Below are 20,389 nucleotides of genomic sequence, written 5' to 3' on the forward strand. Positions count from 1 at the left end.
CCCTAGCGGAGTTTCGGATCGAGGGCCTCGCGGACCGCCTCGCCGAGCATCACGAAGCTCAGCACTGCGGCGACGAGGAAGGCTGCGGGGAAGAACACCAGCCCCGGCGCGACCCGGATGAAATCCTTGCCCTCGCTGATCATGATGCCCCAGGACACCACCGGCGACTTCAGGCCGACACCCAGGAACGACAGGGTGGCCTCGGCGCCGATGAACGAGCCGACCATGATCGTGCCGTAGACCAGCAGCGGGGCCAGACAGTTCGGCAGCAGGTGCTTGAGGATGATCCGACCGCTGCCGGCGCCCAGCGCGCGGGCCGCGACGATGTAGTCGGCCTCCCGGGTGGCGAGCACCGAGGAGCGCATCAACCGCATCACGACCGGCCAACTCAGCACGATCAGCGAGATGATCACCAGGCCCATGATCTCGGCCTTGCTGTTGGTGCTGCCCGAGCCGTTGAACGTGGTCAGGATGACGATCGCGCCGAGCACGAACGGAATCCCGAAGAACACGTCGGCGATCCGGCTGAGCAGCGTGTCGACCCAGCCGCCGAGGTAGCCGGCGATGATGCCCATGGTGCCGCCGACCAGCAGCGTGCCGACCACGGAGAGCACGGCGACCACGACGGAGGCACGGGCGCCGTAGATGACCCGGGCGTAGACGTCCCGACCCTGCAGGTCGTACCCGAACCAGGCGTTCCCGGACGCCTTCTCGAGGCTGCGCGAGAGCGAGCCGTTGACCGCGTCGCCCGGGGCGAACAGCGACGGGAAGGCCGCCATCAACAGGAAGATGACGATGAACGTCGCCGAGATCCAGAACAGCGGCTTGCGGCGCAGGTCGCGCCAGGCGTCGCCGAGCAGACCGCGCGGCTTCTCGTTGCCCTGCGGCCCGGGAGTCGTCGGGGTGTCCGTCGCCTGAGCGGGAGGGGTGCTGACGATCGATGCGGTGCTTGGGTCACTCATAACGGATCCTCGGGTCCAGGGCGGCGTAGAGCAGGTCGACCAACAGGTTCATCACCAGATAGACGACCACCAGTACGACCACGATGCCAACCACGGTAGCGCTTTCCTTGGTGACGATCGCCCGGTAGACCTCGCGGCCGATGCCGTTGATGCCGAAGATGCCCTCGGTGACGATCGCGCCGCCCATCAGGGCGCCGAGGTCGGTGCCGAGCAGGGTGACCACCGGGATGAGCGAGTTGCGCAGCAGGTGCACACCCACGACCCGGCGCATCGGCAGGCCCTTGGCGATGGCGGTACGCACGTAGTCGGCGCGGCGGTTCTCCGCGATGCTCGTGCGGGCCACCCGGGCGATGTACGCGACCGACGCGCTACCGAGCACGAAGCCCGGGACGATCAGTTCGGACAACCGCATCTCGGACGAGACGGTCGGCTTGACGATGCCCCACTGCACACCCAGCAGCCACTGCAGCACGAAGCCGACGACGAACACCGGCAGCGCGAGCAGGAACAGGGTCGAGACCAGGACCAGGTTGTCCAGGAAACCGTTGCGACGCAGACCGGTCAGGATGCCGGCGCCGAGGCCGATGACGGCCTCGATGGCGAGCGCGACCAGAGCCAGCTTCAGCGTGTTCGGGTACGCGTTCGCGATGATGTCGCCGATGTCGCGCTGCGAGAACGTCTGTCCGAAGTCGCCCTGGAGGAGGTTCTTCATGTAGTTGCCGTACTGCACGAAGACGTTCTGGTCCAGGTGGTACTTCTCGGTCATGTACGCGACGTACTGATCCGGACAGCGCCGCTCGCCGCACTTGCCGGCGAACGGGTCGCCCGGAACGGCCCAGACGAGGGCGTAGATCAGGAAGGTCGAGCCGATGAAGACCGGCACGAGTTGGAGCAGCCGTCTCAACAGATAACGGCCCATGGGGTGGTCCTCCAGACAGGGGGCGCGTCGGACGGCCGACACGGTGGTGACAACGTGGCGAGTGGCATGTTGTAGCACCCACTCGCGGAACGGCCCCGGGTCGGGCTCACCGGATGTGGCGAGCCCGACCCGGGGTCAGACCGTACGGATCAGAGCTCGACCGAGGTGATGTCGAGTTCGCCGACGTTGTTCAGCTCGAGCTTCTTGATCTTCTCCGAGTGGCCGGACTGCTGGCCGTAGAAGTAGATCGGGATGCTCGGGACGTCCTGGTCGACAACCTCGACGGCCTTGGCGAACGCCTCGTGCGAGGCCTCCAGGCTCGGCGCGGCGCTGGCCTGCTTGGCCAGGGTGTCGACCTGCGGGTTGCTGTAGAGACCGTCGTTCGAGGAGCCACCCTTGACGTAGAGCGGGTTGACCCAGTTCTCCACGTCCGGGTAGTCCTGCTGCCACGCGGCACGGTACGGGCCGGTCATCTTGTGGGCGTTGATGTTCTGCCGGAAGACCGCGAAGGTCGGGATGCCCTCGGCGCGAGCCTCGATGCCCAGGTTGGTCTTGACCTGCTGCGCAACGGCGTCCATCCAGTCCTTGTGGCTGGAGTCGGCGTTGTAGTAGAAGACCATCTCACCGGTGAAGCCGCCGGCCTCGGTCAGCAGCTGCTTGGCCGTGGTCGGGTCGAACTTGCAGGCGGTGCAGTTGCCCGGCTTGGCGCCCGGGGTAAGCGGGTTCGCCCAGCTGTCGGCCGGCTTGCGGGTACCGAAGAAGATCTTGTCGGAGATCTCCTGCCGGTTGATCGACAGCGAGACCGCGCGACGCAGCTTCGGGTTCTGGAAGCGCTTGTCGTAGATCGGGAACGCGATGAACGCGGTCGACGGGGTGACGGTGTTGATGCCCCGCTCGCCGAGGTCGGCCTTCCACTTGTCACCGGCGAGCGCCGAGGTGGGGACAACCTCCATGAAGTCGAGGTTGTTGGCCAGCAGGTCGGCGTAGGCGGCAGTCTCGTCCTGGTACAGCTTGACGTCGACGTCCTTGATCTTCATCTTGTCGCGCAGGTTGTAGTCGTCGAAGCGCGTGAGCTTGATGAGGACGTTGTCCTGCCACGAGACGAACTTCACCGGGCCGTTACCGATGGGGTTCTTACCGAACTCCTCGGGCTTCATGGTGAAGAACTTGTCCGGCAGCGGCATGAAGGCGCTGTAGCCGAGCTTGGTCGGGAAGACCGCGGTCGGGGCGGCGAGGGTGACCTCGAAGGTCTGCTCGTCGATGACCTTCAGGCCGGAGAGCGTCTTGGCCGACGGCTCCGGGGCCTTCTGCGGGCCGTCCGCGCCGTCCGGGTCCTCGGTGTAGGTCTTGTCGAAGCCCTCGATGTCCGAGAAGAAGGAGCCGTTCTGCGCGCCGTTCGGCGAGTACGCGGCCCAGTTCCAGGCGTCGACGAAGTTCTTCGCCTTCACCTCGGTACCGTCGTGGAACTTGGTACCCTTCTTGATCTTGATCGTGAAGACCTTGGAGTCCTTGGTGTCGATGGACTCGGCCAGCGCGTTGCGCGGGGCCCCACCGTCGTTCGGGTACTCGACCAGGCCGGTCCACATCCAGTCGATGATCTTGCCACCGCCGGTCTCCGTGGTGTTCGACGGAACCAGCGGGTTCTCCGGCTGGACGCCGTGGATGACGATGGCGCCATCCTTGGTGGCGGCGGCGTCGCCGTCGCTGTCACCGCTCGAGCAACCGCTCGCGACAAGCGCGGCGGCCGCGCTGAGCGCGATCGCGCTCGTCGCCCGCTTCGAGACTCTCATTCCGAGGGGCCTCCTCTTTCTAACCTGGTTCCGTCGTGGGTTTCACGCACGTTTGGGGGTGACACCGCCCGGCTACCTCGGGGCGGAGGTCGCCGGGACCACAGGGAAGTTTGGGGACACCCCTGATGTTCCGATCCGCCGGGCTCCCCACCCGACGGGACACGACCCTACGCAGGCGTTGCGACCACGAACCCGCCGGTAGCAGCGAGAACATGGTCGTGGGCCGTACGGAGTGCCACACACCGAGGGTGGGGTGCTGCCACTGTGACACCCACCGGCCTCTTCCGTGAAGGTGCCGTTATCAAGCCGTTAGTTGCCCGCCACGTTGCCGATACTTGAAAAATGATCATAAAACGGTCGCGGCGCAGGTCCTCCACCTCGACGCAGATGGCCTGCTAGGAGACCCGAGCGGCGCTCAGGTCCGGCCTCGGCGGATCGCCCGAAGGCCGCCGCCGCCGATCCGTAACCAGTCCGACACGCACCGTTCTTTACCCGTCCGGACGATGCCCTCGTCCGCTACCCGGGCACCAGCACCGGCTGGGTGGACGAGTGCGTCCCGGACGACCTTCTGCGCACCGACGACACCGCCGGGACGACATCGGCCCCGGCGCCGCTTGCGCGGTGCCGGGGCCGATGTCGCGGCGAGGTGGATCAGGCGGTGAAGCGGACCTTGCGGCGACGCACCATCAGGACGGCCACCGCGCCCGCGGCGAGCAGCAGCAGACCAGCGGTCGCCGCCGCCGCGATCGGCGAACCGGTCAGCGGCAGGCCGCCCCCGTTGCTCGCCGGCGAGGTGGACGGGGCCGGGCTGGCCGGCTGCGCCGAGTCCGACGGCGTGGCCGACGGGGTGGTCGGGGAGGCCGACGCGCTCGGGGTCGCCGACGGGGTGGCCGGCGGGGTGGTGGGTACGGCGGTGAAGGTGGCCGCCGCCCGGGCGGTGACGGTCGCGCCGGTGCTGCCACCGAGGATCAGCTTCTGCGCCTTCTTCGGGCCGGTGAAGAGGAACACCCGGCCGAAGGAGACCGAGTCCTGCGCGGTCAGGGTCACGTTGACCGCGCCGGCGGCCTCGGCGGCCAGCCAGAACTGCCCGCCGTTGGTGGTCGTGGTGACCGGCTTGCCCTCGGCGTCGACGGCGGTGCCGCCGGTGGCCGCGACGGTGATGGCGCCCGCCGGGCCCTTCACCGTGAACGGACCGGCCTTGCCGCCGACCGTCGCGGTGGCGCTGGCCGGGTCGACGGACAGCTCGGCACGCGGCTCCGGCTGGTCGGTGGCGTTGTTGACCAGGTAGTCACGGACCGCCTGGATCACCTCGTACTGCTTCTTCTCGAGCAGACCCTTCTCCCACGGGCCCAGCTCGATGCCGTCGCTGAAGTGCCAGACGGCGGTCTGGGTGCCGAAGTAGAGCAGGTTGTCGAGCTGCTTCTTGCCGATCTTGGTGTCCACGCCGGCGGCGGCGAGGAGCTTGGTGGCGTCGGCGTTCGGGTAGCCGTGGGTGAGCACCCACTGCACCTTGCCGAGGTTCTTCACCTGGGACTCGTCCCAGGTGCCCTCCTCGTACTTGCCGTCGAGCTTGACGCTGGTGTGGTAGTCGATGCAGAACGCCGGCACCAGCTTGCCGTCGATCTTCAGGGCGAGCGCAGACGTGGTGCGCGTCTTGCCGTCGAGCTTGAGGGTGACCTGGCTGCCGTCGACCGCCTTGGCCACACCGGTGGCCGGAGCGGCAGCGGCAGCGCCCGCCGCGCCGAACGCCAGGGCGCTGCCGGCGACAGCCGCCAGGGCGACCCGCGCCCAGCGTCGTCCTCGTTGTCCGAACATCAGAAGTGGTACCTCTCCCCCAGGGGTGACCCGCCGTCGCGGGCACGCTCGTGAGCCGCCGTTTCCGCGGGATGCGAGACCCACGCGCGGAAACGGGACCGGGGCAGTATGGAGCCACGATTGATCTTTTGTCAGCCCCGCCCCGTAACATCCGTGGCATCTGCCCGAAATGCCAGGGCGGAGGAATTGGTCACACGAGCCGGCGGTCCGCCGCCCAGCGGGAAAGCTCGTACCGGTTGGACATCTGGAGCTTGCGCAGCACGTTCGACACGTGCGTCTCCACCGTCTTGATGGAGATGAACAACTCCTTGGCGATCTCCTTGTACGCGTATCCCCGGGCGAGCAGGCGCAGCACCTCCCGCTCACGGTTGGTGAGCTGGTCCAGCTCCGGGTCGGCGACCGGCGCGTCCGGCCGGGCCGCGAACGCGTCCAGCACGAAGCCGGCCAGTCGAGGACTGAACACGGCGTCACCGTCGGCCACCCGACGGATCGCGGCGGCCAACTCGTCCGGCGAGATGGTCTTGGTGACGTACCCCCGGGCACCGGCCCGGATCAGCCCGATCACGTCCTCGGCCGCGTCGGAGACGCTCAGGGCCAGGAACTTGACCTGCGGGTGACTGCGCCGCATCGCCTCCAGCACCGCGCGGCCACCGCCGTCGGGCATGTGGACGTCGAGCAGCACCACGTCGGGCAGCGTGACGGCGATCCGGGCGACCGCCTCGGCCACCGTGCTCGCCTCGCCCACCACCTCGACGTGCGCGCCCAACTCGGCGCGTACCCCGGCCCGGAACATCGCGTGGTCGTCCACGAGGAAGACCCGCAGGCGTTCGGGGCGGCTCGGGCCCGGCTGTTCCGTCGGCTGCTCGGCCATGGTCATCTGTTCCTCTCCGCCGCGGACGAGTCCCGGGAGATCGGCAGGATCAACCGGACCTCGGTCCCCTCCCCCGGGCCGGACCGGATCTCGGCCCGTCCGCCGTGCCGCTTCATCCGTCCGATGATCGAACCGCGTACGCCGTGCCGGTGGTCCTCCACCGTATCCGGATCGAAGCCCTTACCCCGGTCCCGGACGAACACGCTGACCTGATCGGGCTCCACCTCGGCGTAGAGCGAGACGGTCTGCACGCCGGCGTGCCGCGCCGCGTTCACCAGCGCCTCCCGCGCGGCGGCGACCAGCGCGCCGACCTTCTCGTCGGTCTCGCGGTCCCCCACCACCACCGCCTCCACGGTGATCGCGAAAGTGTCCTCCACCTCGGCGGCGGCCTGCTCCAGCGCGGCGGCGAAGCGTTCGTTCGGCGAGGCCGTGGGCTTGTAGAGCCAGTTGCGCAGCGAGCGCTCCTGCCCCCGGGCCAACCGCTGCACCGTCTTGACGTCGCCGGCGTTGCGCTGGATCAGCGCCAGGGTGTGCAACACCTGGTCGTGCACCATCGCGGCCAACTCGGCCCGCTCCTGCTCCCGGATCCGGCCCTCGCGCTCCGCGCGGAGCTGGTTGTACGTCCGCCAGAGCACCGGTGCCGCGACCACGCCGACCCCGGCCAACCCGACCAGCGCGAAGATCACGCCGTTGATCACCGCGTCGAAGTTCTGCGCCGGCGAGTAGACCGCCGCGACACCGATGATGCCGACCGCGACCAGCACCCCACCGCCGATGAACCGGAGCACGAAGGCCCGCCGGTCGCTCTCCTCGACGACCGCGCCGAGCCACGGGACCGGCATCGTCTCGCCCCAACGACGCCGCCGCTCGGGCGCCGACTGGTGCCAGATCACGCCCGCGCCGACCGCGATGATGGCCACCAGCCAGCCGGCGGTGCCCGCCGCGCCGACCGAGTCGAAGACCATCACCTGGATCAACAGGACACCGAGCCCGATCCCGACGAACGGCAGGAGCTGGCCCACGTCCCGCCGGGGCGGCACGGCGGTGTCACCGGGGCGCAGCGGCACCACCGCCCAGAACGCCGCGTACAGCAGCAGCCCGAGCCCACTGAGCCCGAGCAGCACCATGAACGCGACGCGCACGCGCAGCACCGAGATGCCGAGGTGGTCGGCGATGCCGGCGGCGACGCCGGCGGCCATCCGATGCTCGGGGGCTCGGTAGAGGCGCGGCGGCGGGGTCACGGTGCTGATCACAGGCTCCCTGGTCAGGGTGGTGGGCTGGGCGTGGTTCGGTGAGTCCGATCGTCACACGCTGCGGCGTCCGCCGACCACGGGGACGCCCCCGACATTCCGACCCCTCGGATCTCAGGGTGGCGTCAGGGTCGGGTCCTGAGGTCGTTCGGGCGAGGTCGGCAGCAGGATCGAGGCATGACCGAGGAAGCTGCCCCGCCGCCCCGCCCCGGGCCGGCACAGCCGGGCGGTTCAGTACCGCCCGCACCGCCCACGACACCCACCGGCTGGACCGAGCCGACCACCTTCGGCCCGCCCGCCGGCCCGACGGCCCACGAGCCGTCGAGCGCCGGCTACGCGCCGGGCGCCGGCTTCGCAGCCGGCACCGGCTACGGCCCCGGGGGTACGACCGGCACGGGCTACGGGCCCGGCGGCGCCGCGGGTACGCCTGGCGGGCCCGGTGCGCCCGGACCGTCCGTGGGCCCGCTGGGCGGCACCGGCTTCACCTCGCGGTACGGGCTGGTGCGACCCCGCGACGGCCGGTACCTCGCCGGCGTCTGCGCTGCGATCGGACGGGCCACCAACACCGACCCGGTGCTGTGGCGGGTGCTCCTCGCGGTGCTCGGGTTCTTCGGCGGTATCGGCATCCTGGTGTACGTCGCCGCCTGGCTGATCATCCCCAACGAGGGCGACACGGCCTCCCCGGTGGAGTCCATGCTGGGGCGGGGCCGGTCCAGCATGTCCCCGGTGACCGTGATCATCCTGGGCATCCTGGTGGCCGCGAGCTTCGGCTACATCGTCACCGACGCCTTCCGCGCGGTGCTGCTCGGCGCGGCCATCCTGATCGGCGGCGCGTTGCTGCTCAACCGGGACAACCGTGGGCCACAGCCCTCCGGTGGGCCGGTGCCGCCCTCCCCGGCGGGCACGCCACCCGGACCGGTCCCGCCGGTCGCCTGGCCCGCTCCCGCGTACGGCACGGTACCGCCCAGCGGTCCGCCGGCGACCGCGCCACTGGCCGGCGACGCCCCGCCGTACGCCCCCGCGCCGCAGGGCGGGTACCCGACCGTCCCGGGTGGTCAGCCGCCCGCCACCGGGCAGCCGACCGTCGGCGCGCAGCCGATGTCCCCGATGGCGACGGGGTCCGTGGCCGCTCAGGTGTCCGCACAGCCGGCCACCCCGCAGGGCACCGGCTGGCCGGCCAGCGGCACGCCCACCGTCGCCATGCCCACCAGCGGCTGGCCGGCCGCGCCGGTGACCGCCGTACCCGCCGCCGGCCCGGCCACTCAGCCGGGGGCGACGACGCCGGGCGGGTACCGTCCGCCGTTCGCGCCACACGGTCCGTACGCCGCACCGGCGCCGGTCGCCTACCCCCCGCCCAAGCCACCGAAGCCGCCCAAGCGGCCCCGGGAGCGGTCACCGCTCGGTCCGGTGACCTTCTCGCTGATCTTCCTGGCGCTCGGCGTGGTCGCCCTGCTCGACCTCCTGGACGTCTTCGATGTCGGCGCCTCGGCGTACTTCGCCGCCGCGTTGGCCACCATCGGGCTGGGGCTGCTGGTCGGCACCTGGTTCGGCCGGGCGCGCTGGTTGATCGCGCTGGGCCTGGTGACGGCAGCCGCGTTGGGCACGGCGACCGTAGCCGAGTCCTACGACCGGATCCGGGGCGTGGACGGCGCGGTCACCTGGGCGCCCACCGACTACCGCGACCTCGCCGACCGGTACGAGAACAGCTTCGGTGACGCCGTCCTCGACCTGCGCGGCATCGACTTCACGAAGCGGGACACCCAGGTGACCGTGGCGATCAACTTTGGTCAGGCGACCGTGGTCGTACCGCCCAACGTGGACGTCACCACGGTGGCCGACGTCAACGCCGGCGACGCCACCGTCTTCGGCAACCGATCCGGCGGCATCGACGGCCGGCTGCGCGAGTCCACCGACCTGGGCGCGGACGGCCCGGGCGGCGGGAAGCTGCGGCTGTACATCCACGTCAACGCCGGCAACCTGGAGGTGACCCGGTGAAGGCGCACCGTACGGATCTGCTCTCGTTCGCCTTCGGGCTGGTGTTCCTGGGGCTGTCGGCCTGGTGGCTGCTGGCCCAACTGCTCGGGCTCGCGCTGCCGCCGGTCGGCTGGTTCCTGGCCGGCGCGCTGATCCTGATCGGGATCTTCGGTCTGGTCGGCGCGCTGCGCTCCGGCAGTTCCAGCCGCCCGGAGCCGAACGACTCCACCGGGCCGGGGGCGACGGCCTCCGCCACCACGGTCGCGCCCGGGGCCGTCGCCACCGAGCAGGGCCCGCCGCCGACGGTGGCGTACGAACCGCCGACGTACGAGCAGCCCACGTACGAGCCCATGCCCGACGCCGCGCCCACCGCCGAGCTGCGCACGCCGGAGCCGCCCACGGCCGAGCTGCGCACGCCCGACGCGCCGGCGGCCGGCATGGTCCATCCCGCCTGGCTGGCCCACGCCCCGGCGGAGCCGGAGTCCACGCCGGCCACCGAGGCGACCCGGGTCAACCATCCGGTCACCCCGGACGGCGAGAACCGGCTGGGCGATCCACCGCGGGAGGAGTCGGCAGCCGACAAGAATCCGGTGGTCCACGACGACCACCCGGCCGCCGACGATCCGGCGGGCACGGACGAGCGACCGGGGCGGCGGCAGGATTCCTGAGCGGCCCTCCGGTCCGGGCCGGAGGGCTCGCCGGTGCGGCGGGCGTGGACAGGCGCATATGCTGGCCGGTGGAGATCTCGCCTCCGCCGGCCGGCCCGTCCCGCCATGGCGCCCCCGCCGCGATTCCCGTCTCTACCCCGTCAGGAGCCCGCCCGTCATGACGCAGTCCCCCGCCGTGCGTACCACCGGCCGGTCCGGTCCGGTCCGCATCGGCGAGCGAGCCGCCCGTACGCTCGTCTCCGAACTGGCCCGGATGAACGACCCGAAGGTCGCCCTGCTGGTCGGCGCGAGCCCGGAGTCCGCGGTGCTGGCCGCGGCGATCGAGGCGTTGCTCCCCGGCGACCGGCTCACCGTGGTGCCCGCCGAGTCGTCCACCGCCGCCGCGCTCCGCGAGCACGTCACCGCGCAGGGCCGGTGGGTCGCCGACCGGGTACGCGTGGTCGACTCGCTCGACGACGCCGAGGCCGGGGCGGTGGTCATCGCCGGTGAGGCGTTCACCGGCACCGCCGAGGAGGCCCGTACCGGCATCCAGGGGTTGTCGAAGTACCTCGTCGACGGCGCCGTGCTGAGCATCGCCACCACCGCGACTCCGGGCCGGACCGCCGGCGCGGCCGGCGAACTGGGCCGGCAGGACGCCCTGTACGGCGTCGGCAACGACCTGGTGCTGCGCAACTCGCCGCCGCTCAGGGTCCACCGGCTGCGATTCACGCCGGCCAGCCCGGCGGCGGCCGACCGGCTGGCCCCGGCGTACCGGCCGTCCAGCGTGCCGCTGACCAGGGGCATGCACATCGACTCCAACGGAGTGGCGGCGGCGGGCATCACGCTGGGTCTGGCGGCGCTGGCCCGGGTGGCGCGTCCGTCGTCCAAGCTGTGGCTGCTGCCGGCGCTGGCGGCCGGCCCGGTCGCCGCGTTCTTCCGGGACCCTGAGCGGGACGTGCCGGAGGACCCGAATGCCGTGGTGGCCAGCGCGGACGGCAAGGTCCTGTCGGTGCAGCGGCTGCACGACGAGCGATTCGGTGACGGCGAGTGGCTGCGCGTCGCGGTCTTCCTGTCCGTGCTGGACGTGCACGTCAACCGCGCTCCGGTCGCCGGCAAGGTGGTGGACTACTTCGTCGCCGACGGCGGGTTCGTCAACGCGATGAAGCCGGACGCCGAGCACAACGTCGCCGCGTACACCGTGCTGGACACCAGCCGAGGCACGGTGGTGGTCGCGCAGCGGACCGGCCTGATCGCCCGCCGCATCGTGCAGCGCGCGCCGATCGGCGCGCTGCTGGCCAAGGGCGAGCGGTTCGGGCTCATCCGGTTCGGCTCGCGGACCGACGTCTACCTGCCGGCCGACGCCGCGGAGCCGCTGGTGGGGCCGGGCGACAAGGTGGTCGGCGGCGCGACGGTCATCGCCCGCTGGCGCTGAGACCAGGATGCGAAGAACGGGGCGCCGCTGTCCGCGGCACCCCGTTCTTTCTACGTCGGATCAGGCGGTACGACGCTGGCGCAGCCAGAGCACCGGCCCGCTGACCAGGTAGCCGACCACGATCAGGGCGAACGTGAGCCGGACGTCGACGAGCGCGCCGAGCACCGGGGCGAGCCAGAGCCACGGCGGCAGCTTCACCAGGCGTGCGAGCTTGGCGTACGGGAAGCTGGACACCATCGCGAAGGCGAGCAGCGCCACGCCGGCCACGAGCACGAGGCCCGGCACCGGCAGACCGATCGCCACGGTCACGGCGAGCACGGCGGCGGCCATGGTGGTGGGGACACCGCAGAAGAAGCGGCCGTCCTTCGGCGAGACGTTGAAGCGGGCGAGTCGGATCGCCGCACACGCCGCGACCAGCGCACAGGCGACCGCAGCCGCGGCCGTCGACACGGAGCCGGCGAGCGAGGCGTAGACCACCACGGGCGCGGCGAGGCCGAACGAGCACATGTCGGCGAGCGAGTCCATCTGCGCGCCGAACGGGCTGGCGACGCCGAGCCGACGCGCCAACGCGCCGTCCAGGCCGTCGAAGACGACGCAGGCGATCAGGCAGAGGGCGGCGATGCGCACCTCACCCTGCATGGCCAGGAAGATCGCCAGCATGCCGAGCATCAGGCTGGACAGGGTGCAGGCGTTGACCACGGCGAACTTCATCCGGCGGGCCATCGTGCGCTCGCCGGGGAGCAGGGGGATCGATCCGGCGGTGGCCTCGTCGGTGTGCGTCATCGGCAGCGCCGGGCTGACCGGCATGACCGCCTCGATGTCGGCGCGGGTGACGCCGGCCGGGCGGCTGAGCCGGTCCAGACCGTAGCGACGGCGCTGGCGGTTGGCGTACCGGTGCTCCGGGAGTGTCAGGTCGGTGGTCCGCAGGTCACCGTCGCGGCGGCCCACGCGGACCAGCAACACCTGGCGGGCGAACGTGCTGCTGCGGCGCAACCGGCCCGCCCAGCGACGCCCTGCGGGGCGCGGACTGTCAGTCGTACGACGCCGGCGCCAAAGGGCTCTCGGCACGTTTCCTCCATCACCGGATCGGCTTGCCGCCCTCGGGGGGCGGGTGTCCGGCTGTCTCGTGCCGGACCTTGCGTGGCCCGGCAGCCGTTTTGGCGGAGTACACCATCGCACAGGGGAACGGGGCTTGGCGATAGCTGCCGGCGGTACTTATCTGGTGTAAACCGCGCGAACCGCCTTCTAATTCCCATCCCGGGCTTCATCGCCCGTTTCCTCCACCATTCCCATCCCCGACTCTACCGGAGGGTAGCCAAATCGGCTCGCCGAGCCGAGTGCTATCCGCCCAGCTGTCCGATTGCCGAGGCAGCGATACCGGTCAGCGGCAGGTCAGCGGTCTCGGCGGCGGTGAACCAGCCCGCCCGCGCGGTCGAGCCGCCGGCGGACTCGGTGACCACGGCGTCGGTGGGTGCGTCCACCAGCACCCGGTAGACCACCCGGACGCCGTGCCAGTCCAGCGGCCGGCCCTCCGGGCCGAGCGCGGCCGGGTTGTGCAGGTTGTCCACGCCGAGCAACTCCACCACGCGGCCCACCTGACCGCCCTCCTCCACCAGTTCCCGGAGCAGCCCGGTGGTCGGCTGCTCACCGTGGTCGGTGCCGCCGCCGGGCAGGTGCCACTTGCCGGCCCCCGGGTAGCCGTCGGCGATCTGGGTCAGCAGGATCCGTCCGGCCGGATCGGTGACCAGCCCGTACGCCCCGAAGCGCAGCCGGCGGTCCGGATGCGACGGCGGGGGCGGGGCGGTCGGGTACGCGTCGGCCGGCAGCGGGACGGCGGGCAGACCGAGCAGTTCGGCGCTGAACGGCGTCAACGGCAGCTCGCTCGCCGCCTCGGGACCGACCCAGCGGGTTTCGATGCCACCGTCGGTGACCTCCGGCACACCGTCCCGTCCGGCCAGATCGAACAGCAACCGGTCGGTGTGCACCGAGACGCCGCCCGTGTCACCGCTCACGTCCGCGACGACCGCCCGCAACCGCTGCACGGACGCGGTCAACCCGGTCTGCGCGGCCAACGCGCGCAGCACGGCCCGCTCCGGATGCTCGGCGTGCGCCACAACCCCGCCCGGCAGCGACCAGGCCCGCTCACCGTCGCCCCGAACAACCAGAAACCGCCCCAAGTCGCCGAGAAGACCATAAGCAGCCACCCGCCGCACCAAAACCACCCCACCAACCCCCAGATCCCCCACGTCCCACTCCCCCGTCCCCCGCCACCGACCCGGTGATCATGAAGTTATCGCCGTCCATCTCGGCGTGTCCTGACAATAACTTCATGATCACCGCGACGCGGGGGGGACGCCGGGGGGGGACGCGGGGGGGGTTAGGTGAGGCGGGCGGCTTGGACTGCTTCGGCGGTTACCTCGGTCAGGCGGTCGGTGGGGAGGGCGCCCAGTTCTTCGCGGGCGAACCAGCGCGCCTCGCAGGTGGAGCCGCCGACGTCGCCGATGATCAGCGGGTTGGGCTGGTCGACCACGACCCGGTAGAAGGCGCGTACGCCGTGCCAGTCGATCGGGTAACCCTCCGGACCGAGCGAGGCGGCGTCGCGGTGGCTCGCCACACCGAGCAACTCGACGAGGCGGCCGGCCTGACCGGTCTCCTCGACCAGTTCCCGGATGAGCGCCGCGCCGGGCTGCTCGCCGTAGTCGGTGCCGCCGCCGGGCAGGTGCCAGCAGCCGGCACCCGGGTAGCCGTCGGAGATGCGGGTGAGCAGCACCCGACCGGCCGGGTCGGTGCACACCGCGTACGCCGCGAAGCGCTGCGCGCGGTGCAGCCCGTCCGGGCCGGGGACCGCGTAGAAGGAGGGGAACTCGGGGGCCTCCTCGGGCACCACGTCGGCCGAGGAGGCGGGGAGGCCGAGGGTGCGGGCGGTGAAGGAGCGCAGTGGCAACTGCCGCGCCTCGTCCAGCGTGTACCACCGGGCCAGGTCGGTGGGGCGCTCGCCGGTGCGGTCGGCCAGGGTGCCGCCGCGCACCGCCACCCGGTAGATCAGGCGATCGGTGTGGATCGTGATGCCGCGCTCGGGCAGTGCCCGCATGTCGGCCAGCACGTCGGCCAGGCCCGAGACGGCGACCGAGAGGCCCGTCTCGGCGGCGGTCTCGCGGACCACCGTGTGGTTGGGGTCCTCGCCGTGGTCGACCGCCCCGCCGGGCAGGGACCAGGTGCCGGGTGTGCCGGAGCGCTCCGATGCGCGGACCAGCAACACTCGGCCGTCTGAATCAGCACAAACTGCGTATGCCGCGATCCTGCGAAGCGGCTCCAGCATGGTGGTCACGGAACCAAATTCTCCCCGGACCGCGTTACCGGAACGGAAAAGAGTCGGATTCCTGACTCCTCGCTCGCGCTCAGGGATCGATCAGGGTAGGGATCCGGGCGGTCACCGAGGGCAGGCCGGTCGTCGGCGCGGACCGTGGAGACATGGCACCTACCGCCGCTCCCCAGGCCCCGTACAAGCAGCTCCGGCGACCCACCACCGACCGCATGGTGGCGGGGGTCGCCAGTGGCCTCGGCCGCTACTTCGACGTCGACCCCACACTGGTCCGGGTGGCCTTCGCGGTCACCGGACTGCTCACCGGCGGGCTCGCGCTGCTCGCGTACCCGATCATGTGGTTCCTGATGCCCGAGGAGCCCACCGGCGCGCCCGCCTGGCCGCACCCGGCGGGCGTCGCGCCGACCGCCGGGTCCGCGCCCGGCGGTCCACAGCCGGGGTACGCCCCGACGCCGCCCTACCCGCCGACGACCCCGCCGGCCGCGTGAGGCCGGCTCACTCCCACTCGATGGTGCCCGGCGGCTTGCTGGTCACGTCCAGCACCACCCGGTTCACCTCGGCGACCTCGTTGGTGATCCGGGTGGAGATCCGGGCGATGACCTCGTAGGGCAGCCGGGACCAGTCGGCGGTCATCGCGTCCTCGCTGGAGACCGGGCGCAGCACCACGGGATGCCCGTAGCTGCGCCCGTCACCCTGCACCCCGACGCTGCGCACATCGGCGAGCAGCACCACCGGGAACTGCCAGACGCCCCGGTCCAGGCCGGCGGCGGTCAGCTCCTCGCGGGCGATCAGGTCGGCCTGGCGCAGCAGGTCGAGGCGCTCCCGGTCGACGGCGCCGATGATCCGGATGGCCAGACCGGGGCCGGGGAACGGGTGCCGCCAGACCATCGCCTCGGGCAGGCCGAGCTGGAGGCCGAGCGCCCGGACCTCGTCCTTGAAGAGCGTGCGCAGCGGCTCGACGAGCGCGAACTTCAGGTCCTCCGGCAGGCCGCCGACGTTGTGGTGACTCTTGATGTTGGCGGTGCCGGTGCCGCCACCGGATTCGACCACGTCCGGGTAGAGGGTGCCCTGGACGAGGAACTCCACGTCACCGTGCGAGGCGATCTCACGGGCGGCGGCCTCGAAGACCCGGATGAACTCCCGGCCGATGATCTTGCGCTTCTGCTCGGGGTCGGTCACCCCGGCGAGCGCGCCGAGGAACCGGTCCGCCGCGTCGACCACCTTGAGCTTGATGCCGGTGGCCGCGACGTAGTCCTTCTCGACCTGCTCGGCCTCGCCGGCGCGCAGCAGGCCGTGGTCGACGAAGACGCAGGTGAGCTGGTCGCCGACCGCCCGGTGCACCAGCGCGGCGGCGACCGCCGAGTCCACCCCGCCGGAGAGGCCGCAGATGACCTCCTTGTCGCCGACCTGCGCCCGGATGCGGGCGACCTGCTCGTCGATGATGTTCTCGGGCGTCCAGGTCGGCTCGATGCCGGCGATGTCGTAGAGGAAGCGGGTCAGCATCTCCTGACCGTGCGCGGTGTGCCCGACCTCCGGGTGGAACTGCACGCCGGCCCGGCGACCGGCGACGTCCTCGAAGGCCGCCACGGGCGCGCCCGCCGACTCGGCGGTCACCGTGAAGCCCTCGGGGGCCTCGGTGACGCAGTCGCCGTGACTCATCCACACCGGCAGGTCCGCCGGCAGGTCGCGGAGCAGCACGCCCGGCTCGGTGAGGCGCGGACGCAGCGGGGTGCCGCCGTACTCGCGGTTGCCGGTGTGGGCCACCGTGCCGCCGAGCGCCTGGGCCATCGCCTGGAAGCCGTAGCAGATGCCGAAGACCGGCACGTCGGCCGTGAACAGGCCGGCGTCGACCTGCGGGGCACCCGGCGCGTACACGCTGGAAGGACCGCCGGAGAGGATGATCGCGGCCGGGTTCTTCGCCAGCATCTCGGCGACCGGCATGGAGTGCGGCACGATCTCGGAGTAGACCTTCGCCTCCCGGACCCGGCGCGCGATGAGCTGGGCGTACTGGGCTCCGAAGTCCACCACGAGGACGGGGCGAGGCAGGCTCATGTGCACAAAGCCTACCGAGTGTCACCCCCACCCCCAGCACCGCCTCACCCCCACCCCCACCCCCACCCTCCCCGCCCCCTCCCGTCCCTCCCCCCGCGATCTTGCACTTACTGTCCCGGCGAAAGTCACAAATCACCCCGAAACAGCAACACAAACCGCAAGATCGCGCGAGCCATGAAGTCAGCCCGGGTCGATCATGGAGCCGTGGTGGGCGGATAGAGGTGAAGTGCGCCTTTTGCGGTGCACCACAACTCCATGATCGACGAGGGAGTCGGGCGGGGGCAGCGGTCAGGGGCGGGGGGCGGGGGCGGGGGCGGTGGCGGGGGGGTCAGGGGTGTAGGGCGGCGGGGGCGTTTGCGGGGACTGCCGGGGTGTGTGGGGGGACCGGCGGCAGTCGTCGGTACGGGGCGCCCAGCGGGGGTCGGGGGTCTTCTTCGCCCTTGTTGGGCCAGAAGGACATCGCGCGTTCCGCCTGCGCGGTGATCGTCAGCGACGGGTTCACGCCCAGGTTCGCCGACACGGCCGCGCCGTCGACGACGTGCAGCCCCGGATGGCCGTACACCCGGTGCCAGGGGTCGACCACGCCGTCGGCCGGGGTCGCGCCGATGACCGCCCCGCCCAGGATGTGCGCGGTGACCGGGATGTCGAACGGTTCGGTGAGCGAGCCGCCGGGCGTACCGCCGATCTCCTCGGCGAGCAGTCGGGTGGCGGTGTTGCCGGCCGGGATCCAGGTCGGGCTCGGGGTGCCGTGACCCGGCCCGGCGACCAGGCGGCGGCCCCACGGCCCGCGCCGCCAACGGGTGGTCAACGAGTTGTCCACCGACTGCATCACCAGGGCGATGACGGTCCGCTCCGACCAGCCGCGCACGGTCAGCATCCGGGCGGCCAGGACCGGCTGCCGGATGATGCTGCCCAGCCAACGCCGGACCCGGTGCGGTCCGCCGTCGACAAGCAGCGACTGGAGCAGACCCATGGCGTTGGAGCCGCGGCCGTAGCGGACCGGCTCGATGTGGGTCTGCGGATCGGGGTGGAACGAGCTGGTGATCGCGACCCCCTCGGTGAAGTCGGTCCGCTGCTGCCGGGCCCGTTGCCGGGGGATCGACGCGCCGAGGATCGCCTCGGAGTTGGTCCGGGTCAGCGCGCCCAGCTGGTCGGAGAGGCGGGGCAGCGCCCCGGTGGCCTTCATCTCGTGCAGCAGCCGCTGGGTGCCGAGCGCGCCGGCCGCGAAGACCACCTGGTCCGCGTGGATCACCTGCCGCCGCCGGCGCAACCACGCCCCGGTTCGTTCGGTGTGCACCTCGTACCCGCCGCCGGCGGCCGGCCGGACGGCCGTCACCGTGGTCAGCGGGTGCACGGTGGCGCCCAGCCGCTCGGCGAGCCAGAGGTAGTTCTTGGCCAGGGTGTTCTTGGCACCGTGCCGGCAGCCGGTCATGCACGAGCCGCAGTGCAGGCAGCCGGTGCGCTCCGGGCCGACGCCACCGAAGTAGGGGTCGGCGACGCGTTCACCGGGTCGGCCGATGTGCACGCCGACCGGGGTGGCGTGGAAGGTGTGGCCCGCCCCCATCCGGTCGGCCACCGCCCGCATGGCGCGGTCCGCGCCCGTCTGGATGGGGTACGTGGTGACGCCGAGCATCCGTTTCGCCTGGTCGTAGTGGCGGGCCAGCTCGTCGCGCCAGTCGGTGACGTCGCGCCACTGCGGATCGGTGTAGAAGGCGTCAAGCGGTTCGTAGAGCGTGTTCGCGTAGACCAGCGACCCGCCGCCCACGCCCGCCCCGGAGAGCACCAGCACGCCGCCGCCGGACCTGCCGGTGGCCGAGCGGAGCAGGGTGAGCCGCTGGATGCCGTAGCAGCCCAGCTTCGGTGCCCAGAGGAAGCGGCGCAGACGCCACGACGTCTGCGGGAACTCGTCGTCGGCGAAGCGTCGACCGGCCTCGACGACACCGACGGAATAGCCCTTCTCGGCCAGCCGGAGCGCGGTGACGCCGCCGCCGAAGCCGGACCCGATGACGACCACGTCGTACCGCATGGACGCATCATTACTCGCCAGTAGCGCTCGCGCCAGGGCCCGTTTTCGCGCGATCATGCACCGGCCGACCGACCCGGCGCCTCCCGGCCGCAACCCGGAGCACCCGTCGGAGCGTTGTTCCGGATACGGGTGGAGGGAAGCACAGGATGATTCTGGGGTCGATGGAGCCGCGCCGACGCTGGCTGCTGCTCGGGCTGGCGGCATTCGCCGTCGTCGCGCTGATCGTGGGCGGAACAGCGGTGATCACGCGGCTGAGCGGCGACGACACGCCCGCCGGTACCCCGGTGGCCGGCTCGCCGAGCCCGTCAGCGGCCGCCACGCCGAGTCCGAGTCCGACCGGACCACCGCCGGGCGCGAACATCACCGGCCCGCTGACGCTGCTGCTGGTCGGCGTGGACACCCGGGTCAGCGTGCCGGGCTGGGAGCCGCACTCCGACGCCGTTCTGGTGCTGCACGTACCGAAGGGCCTGGGCCGGGCGTACCTCTTCTCCCTCCCCCGCGACCTGCTGGTGGACATCCCGCCGTTCCCCAAGGCCGGCTACAAGGGCGGCAAGACCAAGCTCACCCACGCGATGAGCTTCGGCAGCCGGGTGCCGGGCAAGCCCAAGCAGCCGAGCACGGCCCAGGGGTACGAGCTGCTGCGCAGCACGGTGAGCGGCTACACCGGGCTGCGGATCGACGCGGGCGCGGTGCTCACCTTCGGCGGGTTCGACAAGCTGGTGAACGCGCTCGGTGGGGTCGACATCTACGTCGACCAGCGGGTCGCGTCCCTGCACCGCAAGCCGGACGGCAAGTACCGGGACAGCGCGCCCGGTGGCTACACCGGACCGCAGAAGGTCTACGAGAAGGGCGAGCAGCACCTCAACGGCTGGCAGGCGCTGGACTATGCCCGGCAGCGCTACATCACCGGCGGTGACTACGCCCGCCAGCGTCACCAGCAGCAGCTGATCAAGGCCCTGACCCGCAAGATCCTCGACGAGGGCCTGGCCCGGCAGCCCGAGCGCGTCGACCAGGTGGTCGCCGCCCTGGGCAACACCCTGGTGTACGTCGGCGGCAACCGCATCGTCGACCTGGCGTACGCCCTCAGCGGGGTGCCGGAGAACCAGTTCACCCTGGTCGGCCTGCCCGGCTCGGGCGTCGGCAAGGGCAGCGCCTACCGGGGTGAACAGCTCACCAGCGAGGGCCGGAAGTTCATCACCGAACTCCGCGCCGGTCGCGCCGACGCGTACCTGAAAACCCACCCCAACCTGGTGGTCAAGAACTGACCCCGCCCCCTGAACCCCCGCGATCTTGCACTTTCGGTTGCCGATTGGGCCGCACTCGCCCCTT

The 20,389-nt window shown here is 71.6% G+C and carries 16 protein-coding genes; 5 read left to right on the plus strand and 11 right to left on the minus strand.

Annotation, left to right across the window (positions count from 1 at the left end):
* Positions 1-2 precede the first annotated feature (2 nt).
* The 6 genes from ACN263_RS25805 to ACN263_RS25830 form a co-directional block, all read right to left on the minus strand.
* Entirely contained in the window at positions 3-962 is a 960-nt protein-coding gene (locus ACN263_RS25805; protein ID WP_422736887.1) for an ABC transporter permease, read from the minus strand.
* Positions 955-1,881: an ABC transporter permease gene (locus tag ACN263_RS25810; RefSeq protein ID WP_422736888.1), complete on the minus strand. Its 927-nt coding sequence runs from the start codon at positions 1,879-1,881 to the stop codon at positions 955-957. Before ACN263_RS25810 ends, ACN263_RS25805 begins: the two co-directional genes overlap by 8 nt.
* Positions 1,882-2,030: 149 nt before the next feature.
* Positions 2,031-3,671: a peptide ABC transporter substrate-binding protein gene (locus ACN263_RS25815; RefSeq protein WP_422736889.1), complete on the minus strand. Its 1,641-nt coding sequence runs from the start codon at positions 3,669-3,671 to the stop codon at positions 2,031-2,033.
* Positions 3,672-4,322: 651 nt separating this feature from the next.
* Complete coding sequence (locus ACN263_RS25820; protein WP_422736890.1) at positions 4,323-5,486, minus strand: Cys-Gln thioester bond-forming surface protein; 1,164 nt, start codon at positions 5,484-5,486, stop codon at positions 4,323-4,325.
* A gap of 190 nt (positions 5,487-5,676) precedes the next feature.
* Positions 5,677-6,357 (minus strand): response regulator, encoded by a 681-nt coding sequence (locus ACN263_RS25825; protein WP_422740826.1) that lies wholly within the window; start codon positions 6,355-6,357, stop codon positions 5,677-5,679.
* 2 nt (positions 6,358-6,359) lie between these two features.
* Positions 6,360-7,625: a PspC domain-containing protein gene (locus tag ACN263_RS25830; RefSeq protein WP_422740827.1), complete on the minus strand. Its 1,266-nt coding sequence runs from the start codon at positions 7,623-7,625 to the stop codon at positions 6,360-6,362.
* A gap of 159 nt (positions 7,626-7,784) precedes the next feature.
* On the opposite strand from ACN263_RS25830, the gene ACN263_RS25835 reads away from it, so the two are divergent.
* The 3 genes from ACN263_RS25835 to ACN263_RS25845 all read left to right on the plus strand — a co-directional run bounded on the left by ACN263_RS25835 (position 7,785) and on the right by ACN263_RS25845 (position 11,660).
* A complete protein-coding gene (locus ACN263_RS25835; RefSeq protein WP_422736891.1) occupies positions 7,785-9,602 on the plus strand; it encodes a PspC domain-containing protein in 1,818 nt (605 codons plus the stop codon).
* Complete coding sequence (locus tag ACN263_RS25840; protein WP_422740906.1) at positions 9,599-10,249, plus strand: hypothetical protein; 651 nt, start codon at positions 9,599-9,601, stop codon at positions 10,247-10,249. Before ACN263_RS25835 ends, ACN263_RS25840 begins: the two co-directional genes overlap by 4 nt.
* 157 nt (positions 10,250-10,406) lie before the next feature.
* Complete coding sequence (locus ACN263_RS25845) at positions 10,407-11,660, plus strand: phosphatidylserine decarboxylase (protein WP_422736892.1); 1,254 nt, start codon at positions 10,407-10,409, stop codon at positions 11,658-11,660.
* 60 nt (positions 11,661-11,720) lie between these two features.
* On the opposite strand, the gene ACN263_RS25850 is transcribed toward ACN263_RS25845, so the two are convergent.
* The 3 genes from ACN263_RS25850 to ACN263_RS25860 form a co-directional block, all read right to left on the minus strand.
* Complete coding sequence (locus ACN263_RS25850; protein WP_422740828.1) at positions 11,721-12,653, minus strand: CDP-alcohol phosphatidyltransferase family protein; 933 nt, start codon at positions 12,651-12,653, stop codon at positions 11,721-11,723.
* 347 nt (positions 12,654-13,000) lie between these two features.
* Positions 13,001-13,882: an NUDIX hydrolase gene (locus tag ACN263_RS25855; protein WP_422736893.1), complete on the minus strand. Its 882-nt coding sequence runs from the start codon at positions 13,880-13,882 to the stop codon at positions 13,001-13,003.
* A gap of 155 nt (positions 13,883-14,037) precedes the next feature.
* A complete protein-coding gene (locus ACN263_RS25860) occupies positions 14,038-14,988 on the minus strand; it encodes an NUDIX hydrolase (protein ID WP_422736894.1) in 951 nt (316 codons plus the stop codon).
* A 143-nt stretch (positions 14,989-15,131) separates the two neighbouring features.
* Between ACN263_RS25860 and ACN263_RS25865 the strand changes: the two genes are divergently transcribed.
* Positions 15,132-15,470, plus strand: coding sequence for a PspC domain-containing protein (locus ACN263_RS25865; RefSeq protein WP_422736895.1), 339 nt, complete (start codon positions 15,132-15,134; stop codon positions 15,468-15,470).
* A 7-nt stretch (positions 15,471-15,477) separates the two neighbouring features.
* Here the strand turns inward: ACN263_RS25865 and guaA are convergent, their stop codons facing one another.
* The gene (gene guaA / locus ACN263_RS25870; protein ID WP_422736896.1) at positions 15,478-17,034 is read right to left on the minus strand and encodes a glutamine-hydrolyzing GMP synthase; all 1,557 of its coding nucleotides are present in this window, start codon (positions 17,032-17,034) and stop codon (positions 15,478-15,480) included.
* 328 nt (positions 17,035-17,362) lie between these two features.
* The gene (locus ACN263_RS25875) at positions 17,363-19,060 is read right to left on the minus strand and encodes an FAD-dependent oxidoreductase (RefSeq protein WP_422736897.1); all 1,698 of its coding nucleotides are present in this window, start codon (positions 19,058-19,060) and stop codon (positions 17,363-17,365) included.
* A gap of 161 nt (positions 19,061-19,221) precedes the next feature.
* Here ACN263_RS25875 and ACN263_RS25880 point away from each other — a divergent pair, with 161 nt between their 5' ends.
* Positions 19,222-20,325, plus strand: a complete 1,104-nt coding sequence (locus ACN263_RS25880) for an LCP family protein (RefSeq protein ID WP_422736898.1) — start codon at positions 19,222-19,224, stop codon at positions 20,323-20,325.
* The last annotated feature ends 64 nt before the right edge of the window (positions 20,326-20,389 follow it).

Origin of the sequence: Micromonospora sp. WMMD729 (assembly GCF_049315225.1) — a bacterium.
Taxonomy (GTDB): domain Bacteria; phylum Actinomycetota; class Actinomycetes; order Mycobacteriales; family Micromonosporaceae; genus Micromonospora.